The following is a 17,005-nucleotide window of genomic DNA, read 5'->3' as shown; positions in this document are numbered from 1 at the left end:
GCGAGTGGAAGTGGAACCGTCGTTTGGGGGTGCAACTCGCTTATAAAATGACATGTAAGACACGAGGAGCCCCTGATAAGTATTCCGTTTATCTGTGATTTTATTCTGTCTAATCTGTGGTGATCCTGTAGATGGTATACATGGCATTGCCCACGCTGGGTGGGTCGCCAATCTTTGGTTGGTGAGTACTCGAAGAAGGGATACCCAATGCAGAACACTCTGACTCAGTCCAAGTCATCTCGAAGCACTGTTGGCGTTGCTGCTTTGGTCGCAGTTATCGGCGTTGTGCTGTCGACCTTCACTGGCGCTTACATTGCCGGTATGTTCGGTCTTTCCACCTCTGCGGCTAGCCAGATCGTGAACGCGGTTTCGGTTGGTGGTGCCGCGCTGTCGATCGCCATGGCCGTCGCCTCCGGTGGCATTGCTGGCGCCGCCGTGGCCACTGCCAAGTGGGCTATCAAGAAGTGGGGCAAGAAGGTCGCAATCGCCTGATGTCCGTCTCTTGTCGAAGGTGGGTGCACATGAGGAACTGCGGTTTCATCGCATCCTTCCTCTGTGCGCTCGCCATCTTCGCGGTGTCGGCAGTAATCGCGTTCGGCACGCTCGACGGAGCGACACCAGGAGGTGGGGGTATGCTTGGCAAGCCCCTCGGGGGCTCCGGAGATTCGCTCTTCATTTCGATCCTTGTGCGAAATGCCTCGGTTGTCCTGAGCTTATATGCAGGCGTCATCTCAATCGGAATTATTGCGATGGTCGGCATCGCCTCTCTCGGCTTTTTGATCGGAGCAAGCACGGCGGCAGCTGCCAATGAAGTTGGGCTGACGATGGCGCTGTGGTCCGTGAGTGGTTATGCCGTCGTCGAGATCTTGGCATATCTGTTAGCTGCGGCGGCTGGATTACTGCCAGTCAGTACCGCGGTGCTGACTTCTGGACCTCCCGCGGAAGAGAAAGTTGTCACCCGTTATCTCGCTCCATTGCGCCAGTCATTGGTCCTTCTGGCTGTCTCGTTGGTCCTCGTCGTCGTGGGGGCTGGGCTCGAGGCGGCGATCATCCAGTCAAGAAATGGTTGATATCATGAGCTTCACATCAGCGGGCTACGTTTCCGATGCTGTCGGGCGTCTCAAAACGGATAGAGCGGTCGTGTGGATCGCGGTGGTGATGACAGGTCTTCTCATTGCCATTCGCCTCTGGACCCAGTTGGCTGATCGCATCAGCCAGGTCGGCTGGACACGAGGCCACACGTCGGGTCTCGAGGACCCGGCGCTTGCTCAGCTTGCCGTCCGTCTCGGAATAGTCTTTGCAATGATTCTCTCGACCGTATTCCAAGGGCTGTATCTCTTTCTGTGTGCAGTGGTGGACGAGAAGATTCTTCAGGGCACCATGGTGCCCGTCAGAGAGGACAAGGGCACCGACGGAAAGACCGGGTTGGGGCCCGCGGTTTTCGTCGGGCTGTGCGCCACGGTCCCGGTGCAATTGGTTGCCTTGATTGCCAATGTGTCCGCGCCGAAAGAGTATCCGGCAACGTTCGTCTGGCTTTTCGCGGTCGCGGTTGCCACCATAGTGTGGACGTGGAGGCGGCCCGCAATGGGCCGGGCTGGAACACGTGGAAAAGTAACCTCAGCCGCGTTGTTGCTTGCGGTTGGTGCGATTTCTCTCGTGCTGTGAGGAAATGAGGAGCATTTATGCAGGTTTTGTACATGCGTTCCCGGCGGATTCTTGCGGGAGTGCTGGCCGTCGCCCTCAGCGTGTGTGCGGTGATGACGCTGGTCAGAGATCCGCAGGTCGTGGGCGTAGTAGTGGGCATCGTCGGCATCGTCGTGGCGGCGTTGCTGGTACTGGTGGCCGTCCTTCCCGGGATACGCCTCCGACGTGATACTTCCGCATTCCTCAGTGGAGCGATCTGCCTTGGTGCTTGCCAAGGAACATTGGGGAGAACACTCAGTGCTGCTGGGTACATGGTGGTTCCTGCTGTCGTCGTCGCCATTTGCTGCGCAACGGTCGCGGTCATGGTCCAGGCGGAAATTGATTCTCAGAGTACCAAGGATCGCCTGTGAACGCGCTGACCTTCCGGGCGGCACATGACATCTGCGATGCTTCCTCCCTCGACGCCCTTGGGTGGAGGCTCTCCCTCAAGGGTTATCGAGTGATGCGCGTTCTGGTCGCCTTCGTCGCATGTGCCTTCGCGGCTGCGGTGGCGGTCGTGGGATGTGACTGGCTCGTCAATCGGCTTGCCCAGGGCGGCGTCGTCGTCGGAGTCACACTGCCGCTTGCCGTGAGCCTGTACGTCCTCATCCTTCACGCCGTTCGGGAGACGCTGACCTCTCGCAGAATCCGACTGACGAACCACCCATGTGCTGAATTCTTCCGTGCTCTGGACATCTCGAGGTCCGACGTCGTCGTGGCGGAAATGCTCGAAAGACTCGTGATCACGTCTGCGGTCGTCGCGGGGCTCTCCTGGGGTGCCGGATTGCGAGTGTCGTTGACGGGAATACCGCCCACCGCGGTAGGTGCTCTGGTGATGATTCCGGTCGCCACCGCTCTGGGCATGGTGGCCATCACGACATGGGTCGCTGCGAAGCTCAATGACTCTCACCGTCCCAGTCAGGTGGGGGCTGCCTGCAGCGGAGCTGTCACCGGAATCATCCTTGCTCTGAGTGTCAGGTGGGTGGCTGATGTCAGTCTTCAGCATCTTCACGCCATACCGGCGTTTACGTGGACATGGGTCACCGTCGGCGTCGCTGTGGCGACGACGGCAACCGGCATCGGGGCGGTGACCGGATGCGTCACCCTGCGATCTGCCCCTTTCCTGGTGCGAAACAGTGTGTCTCATGAAAAGGCCAGGGTCCACCTGCGCCGGTCGAGAGGAATCAGCCCGTGGGTGCGCGTGGTCATGAGTGATCTGTCACCAGTTCCGGTTGCGGCCGCGTTAGCGCGTCTTGTCTTCCTCGTGTGGAGCGTTGGTGCGGTGGTCGTGGTCATCGCTGTGACGGCACTGGGTGGATCAGGGCTTGATCTGCCGGCGCGGAGTGTCACTCAGCTCTCGGCCATCCTGCTGTTGATCCTTGGCCTGGTGGTCTCGGACCTACTGTCCACACGTATCGGTCCTGCGGCATTGGCGCCACGCTGGAGGATGGCGTGGGAGCTGGGTGCCAGTCCGACCCAGCTGGCGATCGCGCCCCTGGGCGTTGCCCTCCTCTTTGGTGTTTTCCTCGTCGCACCTGCCGCGGTGGCAGCTGGTGTGCTGGGCGGTGATGCCCTCATTCCTCTGCTCGTCGTGTGGGCGTCGATCGCGTGCGCCTGGGTTGCCGCTGCTGTCGTCGCCAGTGACGCGGCTCTTCCAGACGGCACGGTTCCGACCTCGACGTCCGTAGGGTTGCTCAGTGTCCTGGCATCCACGGCGATGATGGCCGTCATCCTGATGACGGCCTTGCACGGGGTGGGCTGGATCGGCTTCATCCTGACCTTCGTTCTCCTGGGAGGTGCAACATGGGTGACGAGACGACGCGTTCTCGCCCTGCCATCGAGGCCATTGGCCTGACGCTCGGTTATTCCCCGGACCGGCCAGTCGTCCAAAGTCTGTCGTTCCATCTCCAAGGTCCCGCGACAGTGCGACTCGATGCACCGAACGGGACCGGTAAGTCGACCCTTATCGAGGGGATCTCCGGCTACCTCCGTCCCACTGAGGGCAAGCTGATCGTCTGTGGCAAAAAGGCGTCGGACCCCGCAGCGCGGAGGCGACGACGAGTGTGTCGCGCTAAACCGTCACTACATCCCCATCTGAGCATGGTTGATCACCTGACTCTCGCCGCTCGATTGGCAGGTTGCGACAGGGCTGAGCCGATGGCGCGTGCCAAGGACATCGGCCTCGACGAATGGTTCGACTACCGCACATCCACCTTGTCGACAGGAACCGCGAAACGGCTGTGGTACCTCATGTGCACGACGGGCAAGTTCGACGTCGTCGTCCTCGACGAGCCGTTCAACGGGGTGGACGAGGAGTCGAGCCGTGTGATGGTCTCTGACATCAACGAATGGCGTAAGGGGAGCCTCGTCCTGCTGGTGGCCCACGCCTTGCCCGACGGTCTCATGGTCGACGAGGTCTTGGGCCTGCCCCGGACGACGGATAGTGCACACTCCTCGCCAACCCAGTGACGATGCCGCGACCGGCTTGGCGCGACTCGGGTCTCAAGACGGTCGGCATGTGTCGCTTCCCCACCAGGACAGGATTCGAGTGGGCGCGCAAGGCCGTGTTGAGCAGGTCTCAGAGGCGCTGGCGAGTGACGTCGACGGGGATGACTCTCCTGCGAGTACCGGTAGGACTGAGTTCGTGGTTTTGTGGATCGTCGGCAGTGCTGCCCTCCTGACGTGCCCGCAGCTTCGCCGCACGGCGTGCGGCTCGTGCTCGCAACATGCTCTGCACCTGTGACGACGACAACTGCAGGGTCCACTCCGAATTCTGGGGCAATACCCACCGACGACGATGTGCCAAGGCTGTGAATCCCAGACCGATGAGGGTCGCGACAACCATTCCGAACGAGGGGAACCCACGCTTCTGCGCCACGACCATGACAATCGCCGAGGCCAGCGCGGGTGTTGCATACAGATTGTTGCCACCGAAAACTTGCGGCACATTTCCTGCGCAGACGTCACGAATCATGCCGCCACCGACGGCCGTCATGAGCCCCAGGAGCACTGCGGGCATGATGCTGAACCCAGCGGTCAAGGTCTTGAGGGCGCCGGTGGCCGCCCAACAGCCCAACACCATGCCGTCAGCGAGAATGAGGGCGATCCTCCAGGGTCGGGAATCCAGCTTCCATAACATCGCCACGCCAGCGCCGACGAGCGCGACCGTCAAGTAGCGCGGGTCGGTCAGGGCAACTGGGGGAGCGGCTCCCAGCAGGACGTCACGGACCATCCCGCCGCCCAACGCACTCGTGATCGCCAACACACAGAAACCCACAGCATCGAATCGCTTGATGCGTGCCAACCTGCCACCCAACACTCCGTTGAGGAGCACGCCGGTGAGGTCAATGGCGCGGAACAGTTCGGGCAACAGGGAGTTGAACTGGGAGAGCATCGCGGACAAGGTACCGCACCAGCTCACTCAACTCAGATTTGCTCACCGGCCCAGCAAGCGCGAACCGGGGTATCGAAGCGGGTCGACACCCAACGCGACAGAGGGCCCGGTACGATCGAGACACCACGATTCATAGGTCGCGGCCTGACTTCTCGGTTCGGCCGTCCAGCGGAATTGCAAGGGGACGCATGTACGACAGCATCATTATCGGCGCAGGTCTTGCCGGACTGACAGCCGCCGAAGAACTCGCATCCGCAGGACACTCAGTGGTGGTTCTGGAGGCTCGCTCCCGAGTGGGTGGGCGCCTCGAGAATGCCGAGTTGTCCAATGGCCAGGTCGTCGAGTTGGGTGGTCAATGGGTCGGTGCGGGCCATGAGGAACTTCACTCCCTCATCGCCTCGCAGGGTCTTGAACTGGTCGACTCCACCGAGGGCGACGTCGTCGTCAAGGCCCGTGGGCGGGTCTCCCACGTCACCAATTCGTCCAAACCGTCTGCCCACACCCTCACCCCCTTCGAGCTTTCTGATCTCGGTCAGGGCCTTCTCAGGTTCCGCCGTCTGGCCGATCGCGTTGCCAACAACAATGGTTGGACGACGGCTAACGGCACCTGGCTGAATCAGTCCCTGAGCCAGTGGGTGGTGTCGAATGTGCGTACCGACGCCGGCCGCGACTACATCACCAATCTCCTCCGCCGCGCCTTCGGGGTCTCTCCCGACGACACCACCCTGCTTGAGGGGCTGACGAAGGCCAACGCCGGGGTGGACTTGGAATCCCTCGTCGCCGTCAACGGTGGACTCAAGCAACAGCGCGTCAAGGGCGGTGTCGTGCAGGTCGCCCGCAACCTTGCGGGGCGTCTCAGTGATGACCTCAAGCTCTCCTGCCCGGTTCGCTCCGTCCGCGCAGATGACGACACCGTCACCGTCACGACGTCCGACGGCACCGAGTACCAGGGCCGCAGCGTCATCGTCACCATCCCGCCGCGTCTTCTCAAGGAGATCGAGTTCGAGCCCGCCCTTCCGGCAGAGCGTCTGGAGATGGCTGAGAAGGTGCCCGCAGGCAATGTCATCAAGGCTTTCCTCGTCTACGACAGCCCGTGGTGGCGTACCTCTGGTGCCTCCGGCCAGATGGGTGCCGACGAGGGCGCCGTTCGTGTCATCTTCGACACGTCCGACGACGAGACCGGCAAGGGAGTCCTGATGGGCTTCTTCGAGGGCGCCGAAGCCTCTGGCTACGGCCAACTCTCGGTTGGTCTGCGCCAGCGCGCCTTCGAGGAGGTCGTCGAGTCCGCCTTCGGCGAGGCCCCCAGCTCCCCGATTGAGTACCTCGATCGAGACTGGTTCGCCGAGCCCTACACCGGTGGCTGCCACGGAGCTCACTTCGCTCCCAGCCTCTGGACGACCACCGGCCCGGTCCTCGCCCAGCAACTGGGCAGGGTGCTCTTCGCCGGCGCCGAGTACGCCTCCTCCTTCAACGGTTACATGGAGGGTGCGCTGCGAGCCGGTGCTCGCGCTGCTCAGGAGGCCGTCGACCTGCTCTGACACTCAGACGCTCTGGACTCCTCGGTGCGTGGCGAGATCCTCTCCCTGCCGCACACTGCGTGATCGTCTCGGGGTGCCTGCCCTTGTCATCACACACGACCTCGGGTCGGCGTGAAACCTTACTGCTATGTATCAGGAGAGGATCGTCGAGTGGGACCCGACGGCCACCCCAGTCCTGATGAACGCATCGAGATTCCCAAGGGCCGGGTGGCCGATTCGGGTCTGCTCTACCGAGTAAGGGATCACAGCCTCACGGTTGCCGACGCTTTCCTCCTCGATCCGCTGGCCCATGTCGAGATCGAGTACCGGCAGATGGTGCTGCGTCACAAGACCGTCCTGGTCCTTCATCTCTGACGCTGCTCTCCCCACCCGTGGCAATTGGGTTCCTGATGCGATGCGCTGCAATCAGGGCTGGCAAGTAACCCTCGTCAGAACCGAGATCGCCACCATGAAGGCGGTAGGGCTGCCGCAAGGGTGGGTGTGGCATATGGGTTTCTACTGGAATCTGCTCCCACCTGGCGTGGCAGCGACCCCTGTCTCGACCCCAATCACCACCGAACCCACGCGGGAGCAAAGCCAATCCATGCGGACCCGAAGTGCCGATTCACAGAATCGGCCAGCGTTGCGGAACCGGTCGACTGGTCTTACGGACGTGTGAAGAATCGCGATCTTGTGTTACGACGGTGACAGGAACGTGACGCGGAGACCTTGAAAACATGCCATATCCTTGATGCGCCACTCACGGACGGAGATGAGACTATGTTTTGTGCGCGATGCGGCACCCAGGTGGGTGCGCACGATGCCGCCTGCAGACAATGCGGGCTGGACCTGCGCCTGCCCGGCGCCGTGCGCATGACAGACCCAGGCTCCTTCGACGAGACGGTTGTGCGGCGCCCTGCGAGCCCCAATGAGGCTCCGACGAGGGAAATCCCTCGAGTGCAGACCCTGTCGGAGCCGCGAGATCGGCAGGACGTGACGCCGACCCAGCAGTGGAACACCAACCAGCAGAGGTCCGACGGCCAGCCCTGGTCGGATCAGCAGCCTCCGCAGGGCCAGAATCAGGGATCTGGCGATTCTCATCTGCCCAATGACTGGTTCCGTGACCCTGAGGCGGAGTGGACACGCGCGATGGCGACAGTTCCGGAAACCCCCGTCTTCACCCCACCCCCACCACCGTCTACTCCTGCCACGGCATACCCTCCGCCGCCTCCGGAGGATTCGTCTCGCCACCGCAATGTGCTCATCGGCTTGGTGATCGGGCTACTCGTGCTTGTCGTCCTGGGTGCGATTCTGCTCTTCGCTGGCGGTCTGAAGGGGTCCTCGAGCGGGGATCCCGCGCCGGCGGCGACGCCGTCGACCAGTGCGCAGCCCGAGCAGCCTGCCTCGGAGGAACCTCAGGAGGACGCGGCATCCGTTGATGCCACCCCGAGCTTCCTCGAGTCCTCGCCTGCGACCGCGGCCAGTTCGACTCCGTCCACCCCGGAATCCCCGGCCTCGAGTGCGCGCCACGTTGCCGACAAGCTTCCTGACGGAGACACTGTTTGCTCCTCGACGGTTGGCGCGGTGGGCACGACGTCATGCCCGTTTGCGCTTGAGGTGGCCAAAGTGATTCCTGACGATGCGCAGGGCGAGTACGAGGTGAACGCCCACAGTCCGGTGACGGGCAAGGACTACACCATGAAGTGCAGGACGCAGGAGACCTACACCACCTGCACCGGCGGTGTCGCTGCCGAGGTTCACATCCTGCGCTGAGCGAGGACCGGGGCAGCCATCACATCGGTCGTTGGACTCCGACCAGGTGCACCTTGTCGAAGTACTCGTCCGTCAGATCTGCCCAGTTACCGTCGACCGAGACCTCGGTGAGGGTGGCTGGCGGGTACCAGCATCCGACCTCCTCCTCGGCCCCGCTCATTGCGGCCAGTTGCGCCGCCAGACCGGGGATCGTGGGGGCATGGGCGATGACGAGCAGGTTGTTGACGTCGTCGTCGATCTCTCCGATGCGCTGACGCATGGTGTCGGTGCCGCAGTAGTACAGGGCTCGCATGAATTCCACGGGGCAAGTCAGCTGGAGGCAGTCCCAGGTCTGCCGAGTGCGCAGAGCGTCGGAGACCAGCGCATGGCCGACATTGCGCAGTCCAAGGCTCATTCCGGCCTCGCGGGCCTGACGGCGTCCCAAGTCGGTGAGTGGACGCTCCCTGTCGCCACCGGCGGCGTGGGATGCAGGCTGGGCATGTCTCATGAGGAACAGGGTGTGCATGATTCCATCGTTGCACCACGTGGCCGAGGTAGCCCTACGATGTTGGCATGCCGCTCACGGACATGGGGATTGACGACGCGCGCAACTACCGCCCGGTCGTCCCTGAACCCGACGGTTTCGACTCCTTCTGGGCCGAAACCCTCGACGAGCACGCCGGGATCCCACTCGATCTGACGGCGGATCCGTTCGACAATCGCCAGGCCCTCATCAACACCTGGGACGTGTCATGGGCGGGATACCACGGTTCTCGGGTGAGTGGTTGGTTACATGCCCCTGCCGGGGCGAATGGTCCGTTGCCCCTTGTCATCGAATACATCGGCTACTCGGGTTCGCGTGGGGTCCCCATCGGGTCGGCCTTCGCGGCAGCCGGGTACGCCCACGTCGTGGTCGATCCGCGCGGTCAGGGGTGGGGCCATCCTGCTCTGACCGAGAACTCCCCGGACACCCATGAGGGTTCCGGCGCTCCAGGATTCATGACGCAATCCCTGTCTGACCCGCGCGGCCACTACTACCGCCGGTTGTTCACCGATGCCTTCCGGTGCCTTCAGGTCGCTCGGGAGATGGAGATCGTCGATCCCACCAGAATTGCCGTCCTGGGCCACTCCCAGGGCGGTGGTCAGACGATCGCGGTGTGCGGGTTGGCGGCCATGCGTGGCATCGAGCTGGCTGGTGCTTTCGTTGATGCCCCCTTCCTGTGCCACATGAGGCGCAGCTGCGACATCGCCACGGATGGCCCGTATTTCGAGGTCGTCAAGTACCTGGCGGCTCATCCGTCCATGTGTGGCAAGGCCTTCCAGACATTGGGTTACTTCGACGGTCTGCACTTCGCCCGTCGCTCCCGCACCGCCACCTGGTTCTCCGTGGCGATGATGGATCAGCTGGTACCTCCGTCATCCGTGTGGGCGGCTTACAACGCCTGGGGCGACGGGATGGTTGCGGACAAGCAGATCGCCGTCTATCCCTTCGCAGGGCACTCAGCTGGAGAGAACGTGCAGCGCTGGAACCAGCTCGGCGTGCTGGCCCAGCTCTTCTCCTGAGCTCAGCTCTTGACGGCGACGACGAGGTCGCGATGGATCGACGAGTCGACGCGGTGGCTGAATTGACGCCACAGGTCGTCATCGAGGGCAGTCAGGTCAGCGTCGGACAGGATCGCCACGAGATCCTCGCGGGACAGACCAAAGGTGTTCCACGACATTCCCAGCGCACCGCCGTGGCGCAGCTGTCCGGCCCACACCGGAACGGCCTCGCACAGTAGATCGGCGGGGGAGCGACGTCGCGACGATCCGCTGTGGGACCCGTGTACGACCCCGTAAGGGGCATCGGTGACGATGGCATCGAAGGTCTTGCGTCCCCACAGGTTCGCCGAATCGACGGCGTCCCCCGAGAACACCCCCATCGTCAGGGGTTCGGCTCCAGGGAGTCGGAGCTCGGCGTCAAACCGCTTTCCGATGGAGCGGCCGTCGCGGCGTACCGGATGGGTGCCACAGTTGTGCTTGAGGCGCTTGCGTCGCAGCCAGGTGGTGACGTGGGCGGCCATCGCCTCGACGGCCTTGGTGTCCTGCTCCACCCCGAACCCGTTGTGACCGGCCATCCATGCGCACTCCAAGGTGGTGCCACGCCCGGCCAACGGGTCGAGAATGGCCAACCGTTGGCCCTCGTCGCGACGAGTGGCGCAGCGACCGCTGAGGCTGGCAACGGTGAGGTTGAGCAGCAGTCGGGTGAATTGCTCATTGGTCTTACCGCGGTACTTGGGGATGGTCACGAGATCCTCATCGACCACGTCGACTCGTGGCAACTCGAGGGGAGCCAGCAGGTCGTCGCGACGTTCGAAGCAGGTGAGAGCTGCCGAGGCTCGTGCCACCGCACCCAAATCCTCAGGTCCCAAGGGTTCGTCGCTACTGACGGCGAGGTACCCGACCCCGGCCACCGTCACCGGTGAGACCGACGTGGCATTCGGGCAGGTGAGGGTCAACTCTGCAGCGCACAGGCGGCCTGCCTGCCCGGCATATACGTGGTTGGCGGCAGGGGCGAGCAGGACGAGGGTCTTGGGCATGGCTGACATTGTGTCATGCCCTCCGTCCGAGTTGCCGAGGAAACAGCGATCGACGACCGCTGCGTTGCGGTCGCCGATCGCGGTGTGCTGGTGAGAACTCGCCTCCCGATGTCGGGGCGGTGTCGGGTGACGAGGTCGACCTGTCAGGCCAGGTTGACCTGCAGGTGCTCGTAGGAGGTGCCCTTGGCGCGCTCGAACGAGGCCTTGATCTCGGCCTCGGCCTCCTCACGACCTGTCCAAGTGGCGCCCTCGACCGACTTTCCGGGTTCGAGGTCCTTGTAGACGGTGAAGAAGTGCTCGATCTCCATGAGGGTCATGCTGCCGACGTCGTCAAGGTCGATGAGGTTGGTACGGCGAGGGTCGTCTGCGGGGACGCACAGCACCTTGTCGTCGCCACCCATCTCGTCCTGCATCTGGAACATGGCCAGTGCCCGGCATTCGATGAGACAGCCGGGGAAGGTGGGCTCGGTGAGAAGGACCAGGGCGTCGAGCGGATCGCCGTCCTCGCCGAGGGTTCCCTCGATGTACCCGTAGTCGTACGGGTACTGGGTAGAGGTGAACAACGTGCGGTCAAGGCGAATACGACCGGTCTCGTGATCCATCTCGTACTTGTTCTTGGTGCCGCGCGGAATCTCGATCGTCACATCAAAGTGCAAGCTATCGGGCTGTTCTCCCTGGAATGGGTTGGTGAAATCATCAGTCACGAGGGGCCCCTCTTCTTGTATTGGACACGGTAATGATCGACACTGTATCCGTTTGCAGGAGGGGATTATTCGTGCCACACCCAGATCAACGTAAGCCGAAACGTGCTGTGCCCAAGCTACGACGTCGTGTGCCGGCATGGGTTCCAGTCGTAGTCGGGGTCGCCGTGATCGTCATCGTCGTGATTGCGGTGGTCGTCAGTTCGCTACGAACTGGGACGTCAACGAACGAGGCGGAGCGCGGACTGTTGCCTCGCCGTCACGGGAACACCGCGCCTGCGGTGCAGCCCGGTCGTGGGGTTGTCGCTGCGGTGGCCCCGACAACTCCGTCAGCCAAGCCGCTGGCCGCAAGCGTCGCCGCTCGTGTGAAGGCTGCCGGTGCGGCCCCGGGCGTGATGGGTGCCGACATCATGGATGCGGCGACTGGTGAAACCCTCTATCAATCAGGGCAGACCACCCTGATGACTCCTGCGTCGAACCTCAAGGTGATGACCGCGGTTGCGCTGCTTGATTGCACGGATGCCGGGCACCGTTACACGACGAAGGTTGTCACTGACGGGTCGGCAGTGACCCTGGTCGGCGGTGGCGATCCCTACTTGCGTTCCACGGCGTCCGCCGAACATCCTGAGTACCCGTCGATGGAACAGCTCGCCAAACGCACGGCGGCGGCCCTCAAGAAGGCTGGCACGACGTCGGTCACCGTCAGTTTTGACGACACGCTGTTCTCCGGTCCCGCCTGGAACAGCGCGTGGCCGATCGCCAACTACGCCGATGAGGTCACCCCGATTACCTCACTGTGGGTTGACGAAGGAATGGTCAACAACGACCGGTGGAATCGAAGCAGGACTCCTGCGGATCTGGCGACGAACACCTTCGTTGGGCAGCTGCGCAGCGCCGGGATCAAGGTCACGGGATCGGTGGTCCGGCACAAGGCGGGCGAGTCCGACACACAGATTGCCGCGGTGCAGTCGATACCTGTGGAAGACCTCGTGACCCGCACCCTGGAGGAGTCAGACAACTCCGCCGCCGAGGTGCTGAGCCGTCAGATGGCCCTCGCGAGCGGGAAGCCGGGGTCCTTTGCCGGTGCTTCCCAGGCCCTCGAGGAGCATCTCAAGAACATGGAGGCCTGGCAGGATGGCGCGGTCGTTCAGGACGGATCGGGCCTGTCCCGAGGCAACCAGATCACGGCGGCCATGCTGTCCCACGTCTGGCGGAAGGTTCTGGTGACGCCGAAGCTGCAGCCGGTGGCCAATGCGGTTCCCGTCGGTCGAGTCTCGGGAACCCTTTACGCGCGTTTCTCCGAGCCGAGCACGGCAGCAGCTCGTGGCGTGGTCCACGCCAAGACTGGCACCCTGCAAGGGGTCATCTCGATGTCGGGATGGCTGCGTGACGCCGATGGGCGGATCCTCGTTGCCTCCTTCATCATCAACCAGACTGACGGCTCTGCCCGATCCTGGCTCGACGTCGTCTACGGCAATCTGGCCGGGTGCGGCTGCACCCGCTGATGGCACGACGTGAACTGGGGCCAGCAGCCCTGACTATCGCCCAGGCCGTCGAGCGAGAGGTCCGTGGAATCGATCGATTCGTCGTCGGGTGTTCTGGTGGGCCGGACTCCCTCGCCCTGGTGCTGGGGTCGAGGTGGGCATCGCGACGTTGTGGAGTCGAGATGACGGTCGTCATCGTCGACCATCAGCTGCAGGACGGCTCGGACGAGGTGGCAACGCGCACTCGAGACCTGCTGACCGACCGTGGGATGGACGCCTGTGTGCGTCGCGTCGAGATTGATCCGAATGCCCCTGACGGCCCGGAGGCAGCAGCGCGAACCGCGCGCCGAGCAGCGCTGGTCAACGTCGCCGGGAAAGCGCCGATTCTGCTCGGTCACACCCTCGATGATCAGGCTGAGCAGGTCTTGCTGTCCTTGGCCCGTGGCTCCGGGGCGACGTCGCTGGCCGGTATCCGGCCACGGACAGGCCAGTTCTGGCACCCGTTGCTGGCGGTGCGTCGGGCCCAGACCCTGCAGGCCTGCCAGGAATGGGGTGTTGAGCCCTGGCACGATCCCCACAACAGTGAGCCCCGGTTTCTCCGTTCCAGGGTGCGTACCGAGCTCATGCCGGTTCTCGAGGAAGTCCTTGGGCCGGGGGTGGCGGAGTCCCTGGCCCGCAGCGCGACCCTGTTGGCCGGAGAGGACGCCATCCTCACGGGTGTGGCTGGTCAGTGGGCACGAGACCACGAGGTGACCGACGACGTTCTGCCCGGGCTGCGAGAGGTGGAACCCGGGTTGGCCCGGCGGGTCGTCAAGAAGTGGTTGCCCGAAGCGGCGATGGTGCACGTCGACGCGGTGCTGGGTCTCCTGGGCGGTCCCGGAGGCGCTGGGGTCGACGTCCCGGGTGGTCGCGTCGAGGTGAGACGCGGGACCCTGTACCTCACCCGGCGCCTGTGACGGATCGGGAATCGGTAAGGTGGACCCGTGCGAGCTTCTGACATTCCCGGAGATTTCGACCACGTTCTTCACACCGAGGAGCAGGTGGCCTCTCGAATCCGCGAGGTTGCTGCCCAGATCGACGCCGATTATTCCGGGCGGGAGATCCTCATGGTTGGCGTGCTCAACGGTGCTGTCATGACCATGGCGGACCTGTGCCGTGCGATGAAGTCCCACATGTCCATGGACTGGATGGCTGTGTCGTCCTATGGCGCCGGCACGAGGTCCAGCGGCGTGGTGCGCATCCTCAAGGACCTCACCAAAGACATTGAGGGCCGCGACATCCTCATCGTCGAGGACATCATCGACACCGGCCTGACGCTGAGTTACCTGGTGCAGAACCTGCGCAGCCGCAACCCCAACTCCATTGAGATCATGGCGATGTTCCGCAAGCCGGAGGCCGTCACCTGCCCGCTCGACGTCAAGTACGTCGGCTTCGACATCCCCAACGAGTTCGTCGTCGGATACGGCTTGGACTACGCCGACAAGTACCGCAATCTCACGGATGTGGCGACGCTGGCACCGCACGTCTACAAGTCCTGAGAGCGGGATCCCGCGTCGCGACGTCGTGCCAGTGGTTTATTCCTGTTCTGAGCTGTCCGCGAAACGTAGCAAGGGCTGAATGTTGTCATGCGCTGGTATCGTGACGCTCTGAGTTCCACCCATCATGCCTCTAGGTAGTCTATGAAAAACGCGTCCCGCATCTTCAAAGGTCCTCTGATCTGGATCCTGTTGTGCATCGGCTTGATCATTGTGTTCCTGCAGTTCGCCGGGTCGGGGAACGGGTACAAGGACATTCCGACTTCTGAGGCTGTCAGCATCATCAACAGCTCCAAGAAGCTGGATGACGTCACGCTGACTGACGGTGACCAGGTCATCAAGATCACTGAGAACGACGACAAGAAGTACCGCTCGTACTGGGTTGGCAATCAGTCCGACCAACTCGTTGAGAAGCTCGACGACCGGGTCCGGGCGAAGACGCTGAAGTCGTGGCAGGGGGAGAATCCGGGGCAGAGCATCTGGAAGGCTCTGCTCATCAACTTCTTGCCGTTCATCATCATCTTGCTGTTCTTCCTGTGGGCCATGAACGCGGCCCAGGGCATGGGTGGCCGCGGCGGCGTCATGGGGTTCGGTAAATCCAAGGCCAAGGTGGGCAGCAAGGACACCCCCAAGTCGACGTTCGCTGACGTCGCCGGCTGCCAGGAGGCGATCGACGAGCTGCAGGAGATCCGTGAGTTCCTCGCCGAGCCGGCGAAGTTCCAGCGGGTCGGTGCCAAGATCCCCAAAGGTGTGCTGCTGTACGGCCCGCCTGGCACTGGTAAGACGTTGCTGGCCCGTGCCGTGGCCGGCGAGGCCGGGGTGCCATTCTTCTCGATCTCGGGTTCGGACTTCGTCGAGATGTTCGTCGGTGTCGGTGCCTCCCGTGTGCGTGACCTCTTCGAGCAGGCCAAGGAAGCCGCCCCAGCCATCATCTTCATCGACGAGATTGACGCCGTCGGTCGTCACCGTGGTGCTGGCATGGGCGGCGGCCATGACGAGCGTGAGCAGACCCTGAACCAGTTGCTCGTCGAGATGGATGGCTTCGACGTTCACGGTGGAGTCATCCTCATCGCTGCCACGAACCGTCCCGACGTCCTCGACCCAGCCCTGCTGCGTCCCGGTCGATTCGACCGTCAGATTGCGGTGGAGGCCCCGGATCTCGACGGTCGTCTCAAGATCCTCCAGGTGCACGCCCACGGTAAGCCGATGGCCGACAACGTTGACCTGGCGTCGATCGCCCGTCGCACCCCCGGCATGACCGGTGCTGACCTGGCCAATGTGCTCAACGAGGCTGCTCTGCTGACGGCTCGGGCCAACCTGCCGGTGATCGGCAATGCTGAGCTCGACGAGGCCATTGACCGCGTCATTGCCGGCCCCCAGAAGAGGACTCGTCTCATGAACGAGCACGAGAGGCTCGTGACGGCCTACCACGAGGGTGGACACGCCCTGGTGGCGGCGGCCATGCCGGGTACCGACCCGGTGCAGAAGATCACGATCCTGCCACGTGGCCGGGCACTGGGCTACACGATGGTCATGCCTGACTCGGACAAGTACTCCCAGACGCGCAGTGAGTTGCTCGACTCGATGGCCTACATGCTTGGTGGCCGCGCGGCCGAGGAGCTCATCTTTCACGACCCGTCGACGGGTGCCTCCAATGACATTGAGAAGGCCACCAAGGTGGCCCGGGCCCTCGTCACCCAATACGGCTTGTCGGCCCGTGTCGGCACGGTGCAGCTGGGGTCGGGAGACGCTGAGCCCTTCCTCGGCATGACTGCTGGTCAGCAGCGTGACTACTCCGACGAGACAGCCAAGATCATTGACGACGAGGTACGTGACCTGCTTGAGAACGCCCACCAGGAGGCTTTTGACTGTCTGGAGGCCAACCGGGCGGTGCTCGACGAGCTGGTCCGTCAGCTGTTCGCCAAGGAGACGCTGAGCAAGGCCGAGGTCGCCGAGATCTTCAAGCCGCTGAATCGTTGGCCCGAGCGCGGCGCCTTCACCGGTTCTGACAAGCGCGTGCCGTCGTCCATCCCGCCGGTCACGCCGCCGCAGATTGCTGGTGTGGACGAGGATGCTCCCCAGGTGGGTGCCGGGCGTCGTGGTGTCATTGCTCCGCCGACTCCCGAGCCCGGTGGGGATGTTCCGGGGGACGACAATCCCGGTGGGTGGCAGCCGCCGTCCGACTGGGAGCCGCCGAGTGTTGGGGGAGGCAAGCCGCCTCAGCCCCCGACGCCTGGGCCTACCCAGCCGGGTGAGGGTCCTCAGCCGCCCTCGAGTGGAAATCCGTGGGGGCCACCGAGGTCTTGATGATCGTCACGGCCTGCCGGAAATGGCCCGGCAGGCCGTTGTTCTAGGCTATC

General features: G+C 63.3%; 18 protein-coding genes. 14 read left to right on the top strand and 4 right to left on the bottom strand.

Translation table 11 applies throughout. The features are described 5' to 3' along the window. Window positions 1-207 precede the first annotated feature (207 nt). Genes ACSJJT_RS05390 through ACSJJT_RS05365 form a run of 6 tightly spaced genes read left to right on the top strand, consistent with a single transcriptional unit; the run spans window position 208 to window position 4,152 of the window. Window positions 208-492, top strand: a complete 285-nt coding sequence (locus ACSJJT_RS05390) for an uberolysin/carnocyclin family circular bacteriocin (protein WP_435917315.1) — start codon at window positions 208-210, stop codon at window positions 490-492. 29 nt (window positions 493-521) lie between these two features. Beyond that, window positions 522-1,070, top strand: coding sequence for a stage II sporulation protein M (locus tag ACSJJT_RS05385; protein ID WP_435917314.1), 549 nt, complete (start codon window positions 522-524; stop codon window positions 1,068-1,070). Window positions 1,071-1,074: 4 nt separating this feature from the next. Next, window positions 1,075-1,665: a hypothetical protein gene (locus tag ACSJJT_RS05380; protein WP_435917313.1), complete on the top strand. Its 591-nt coding sequence runs from the start codon at window positions 1,075-1,077 to the stop codon at window positions 1,663-1,665. Between the two features lie 17 nt (window positions 1,666-1,682). After that, window positions 1,683-2,054 carry a hypothetical protein gene (locus tag ACSJJT_RS05375; RefSeq protein WP_435917312.1) on the top strand — a complete coding sequence of 124 codons (372 nt, stop codon included), beginning with the start codon at window positions 1,683-1,685 and terminating at the stop codon, window positions 2,052-2,054. After that, entirely contained in the window at window positions 2,051-3,538 is a 1,488-nt protein-coding gene (locus ACSJJT_RS05370) for a beta-carotene 15,15'-monooxygenase (protein WP_435917311.1), read from the top strand. The genes ACSJJT_RS05375 and ACSJJT_RS05370 overlap by 4 nt, the downstream gene beginning before the upstream one ends. Further along, window positions 3,487-4,152, top strand: a complete 666-nt coding sequence (locus ACSJJT_RS05365) for an ABC transporter ATP-binding protein (protein WP_435917310.1) — start codon at window positions 3,487-3,489, stop codon at window positions 4,150-4,152. Before ACSJJT_RS05370 ends, ACSJJT_RS05365 begins: the two co-directional genes overlap by 52 nt. Window positions 4,153-4,261: 109 nt before the next feature. Here ACSJJT_RS05365 and ACSJJT_RS05360 read toward each other — a convergent pair whose 3' ends face one another. Further along, the gene (locus ACSJJT_RS05360) at window positions 4,262-5,077 is read right to left on the bottom strand and encodes a trimeric intracellular cation channel family protein (protein WP_435917309.1); all 816 of its coding nucleotides are present in this window, start codon (window positions 5,075-5,077) and stop codon (window positions 4,262-4,264) included. 188 nt (window positions 5,078-5,265) lie between these two features. On the opposite strand from ACSJJT_RS05360, the gene ACSJJT_RS05355 reads away from it, so the two are divergent. From ACSJJT_RS05355 to ACSJJT_RS05345, 3 genes are all read left to right on the top strand, one after another. Beyond that, window positions 5,266-6,615: a flavin monoamine oxidase family protein gene (locus tag ACSJJT_RS05355; protein WP_435917308.1), complete on the top strand. Its 1,350-nt coding sequence runs from the start codon at window positions 5,266-5,268 to the stop codon at window positions 6,613-6,615. 150 nt (window positions 6,616-6,765) lie between these two features. Further along, window positions 6,766-6,969: a hypothetical protein gene (locus tag ACSJJT_RS05350; RefSeq protein WP_435917307.1), complete on the top strand. Its 204-nt coding sequence runs from the start codon at window positions 6,766-6,768 to the stop codon at window positions 6,967-6,969. Window positions 6,970-7,467: 498 nt separating this feature from the next. Beyond that, complete coding sequence (locus tag ACSJJT_RS05345) at window positions 7,468-8,367, top strand: hypothetical protein (protein WP_435917306.1); 900 nt, start codon at window positions 7,468-7,470, stop codon at window positions 8,365-8,367. A 19-nt stretch (window positions 8,368-8,386) separates the two neighbouring features. Here the strand turns inward: ACSJJT_RS05345 and ACSJJT_RS05340 are convergent, their stop codons facing one another. Further along, the gene (locus ACSJJT_RS05340) at window positions 8,387-8,872 is read right to left on the bottom strand and encodes a SixA phosphatase family protein (RefSeq protein WP_435917305.1); all 486 of its coding nucleotides are present in this window, start codon (window positions 8,870-8,872) and stop codon (window positions 8,387-8,389) included. A 47-nt stretch (window positions 8,873-8,919) separates the two neighbouring features. Here ACSJJT_RS05340 and ACSJJT_RS05335 point away from each other — a divergent pair, with 47 nt between their 5' ends. Further along, entirely contained in the window at window positions 8,920-9,909 is a 990-nt protein-coding gene (locus ACSJJT_RS05335) for an acetylxylan esterase (RefSeq protein WP_435917304.1), read from the top strand. A gap of 2 nt (window positions 9,910-9,911) precedes the next feature. Here the strand turns inward: ACSJJT_RS05335 and ACSJJT_RS05330 are convergent, their stop codons facing one another. Both ACSJJT_RS05330 and ACSJJT_RS05325 read right to left on the bottom strand, forming a co-directional pair. Further along, the gene (locus tag ACSJJT_RS05330) at window positions 9,912-10,925 is read right to left on the bottom strand and encodes a TRM11 family methyltransferase (RefSeq protein WP_435917303.1); all 1,014 of its coding nucleotides are present in this window, start codon (window positions 10,923-10,925) and stop codon (window positions 9,912-9,914) included. A 143-nt stretch (window positions 10,926-11,068) separates the two neighbouring features. Beyond that, window positions 11,069-11,629, bottom strand: coding sequence for an inorganic diphosphatase (locus ACSJJT_RS05325; protein ID WP_435917302.1), 561 nt, complete (start codon window positions 11,627-11,629; stop codon window positions 11,069-11,071). 128 nt (window positions 11,630-11,757) lie between these two features. On the opposite strand from ACSJJT_RS05325, the gene dacB reads away from it, so the two are divergent. The 4 genes from dacB to ftsH all read left to right on the top strand — a co-directional run bounded on the left by dacB (window position 11,758) and on the right by ftsH (window position 16,952). Next, window positions 11,758-13,131, top strand: coding sequence for a D-alanyl-D-alanine carboxypeptidase/D-alanyl-D-alanine endopeptidase (gene dacB, locus ACSJJT_RS05320; RefSeq protein ID WP_435917399.1), 1,374 nt, complete (start codon window positions 11,758-11,760; stop codon window positions 13,129-13,131). Next, window positions 13,131-14,066, top strand: coding sequence for a tRNA lysidine(34) synthetase TilS (tilS, locus tag ACSJJT_RS05315; RefSeq protein ID WP_435917301.1), 936 nt, complete (start codon window positions 13,131-13,133; stop codon window positions 14,064-14,066). The genes dacB and tilS overlap by 1 nt, the downstream gene beginning before the upstream one ends. A gap of 27 nt (window positions 14,067-14,093) precedes the next feature. Next, the gene (gene hpt / locus ACSJJT_RS05310; RefSeq protein ID WP_435917300.1) at window positions 14,094-14,648 is read left to right on the top strand and encodes a hypoxanthine phosphoribosyltransferase; all 555 of its coding nucleotides are present in this window, start codon (window positions 14,094-14,096) and stop codon (window positions 14,646-14,648) included. A gap of 141 nt (window positions 14,649-14,789) precedes the next feature. Next, the gene (ftsH, locus tag ACSJJT_RS05305) at window positions 14,790-16,952 is read left to right on the top strand and encodes an ATP-dependent zinc metalloprotease FtsH (protein ID WP_435917299.1); all 2,163 of its coding nucleotides are present in this window, start codon (window positions 14,790-14,792) and stop codon (window positions 16,950-16,952) included. Window positions 16,953-17,005 lie beyond the last annotated feature (53 nt).

It is taken from the genome of Cutibacterium nasicola, assembly GCF_051303185.1.
GTDB lineage: Bacteria > Actinomycetota > Actinomycetes > Propionibacteriales > Propionibacteriaceae > Cutibacterium.
This window is presented reverse-complemented; position numbering and strand designations above follow the sequence as displayed.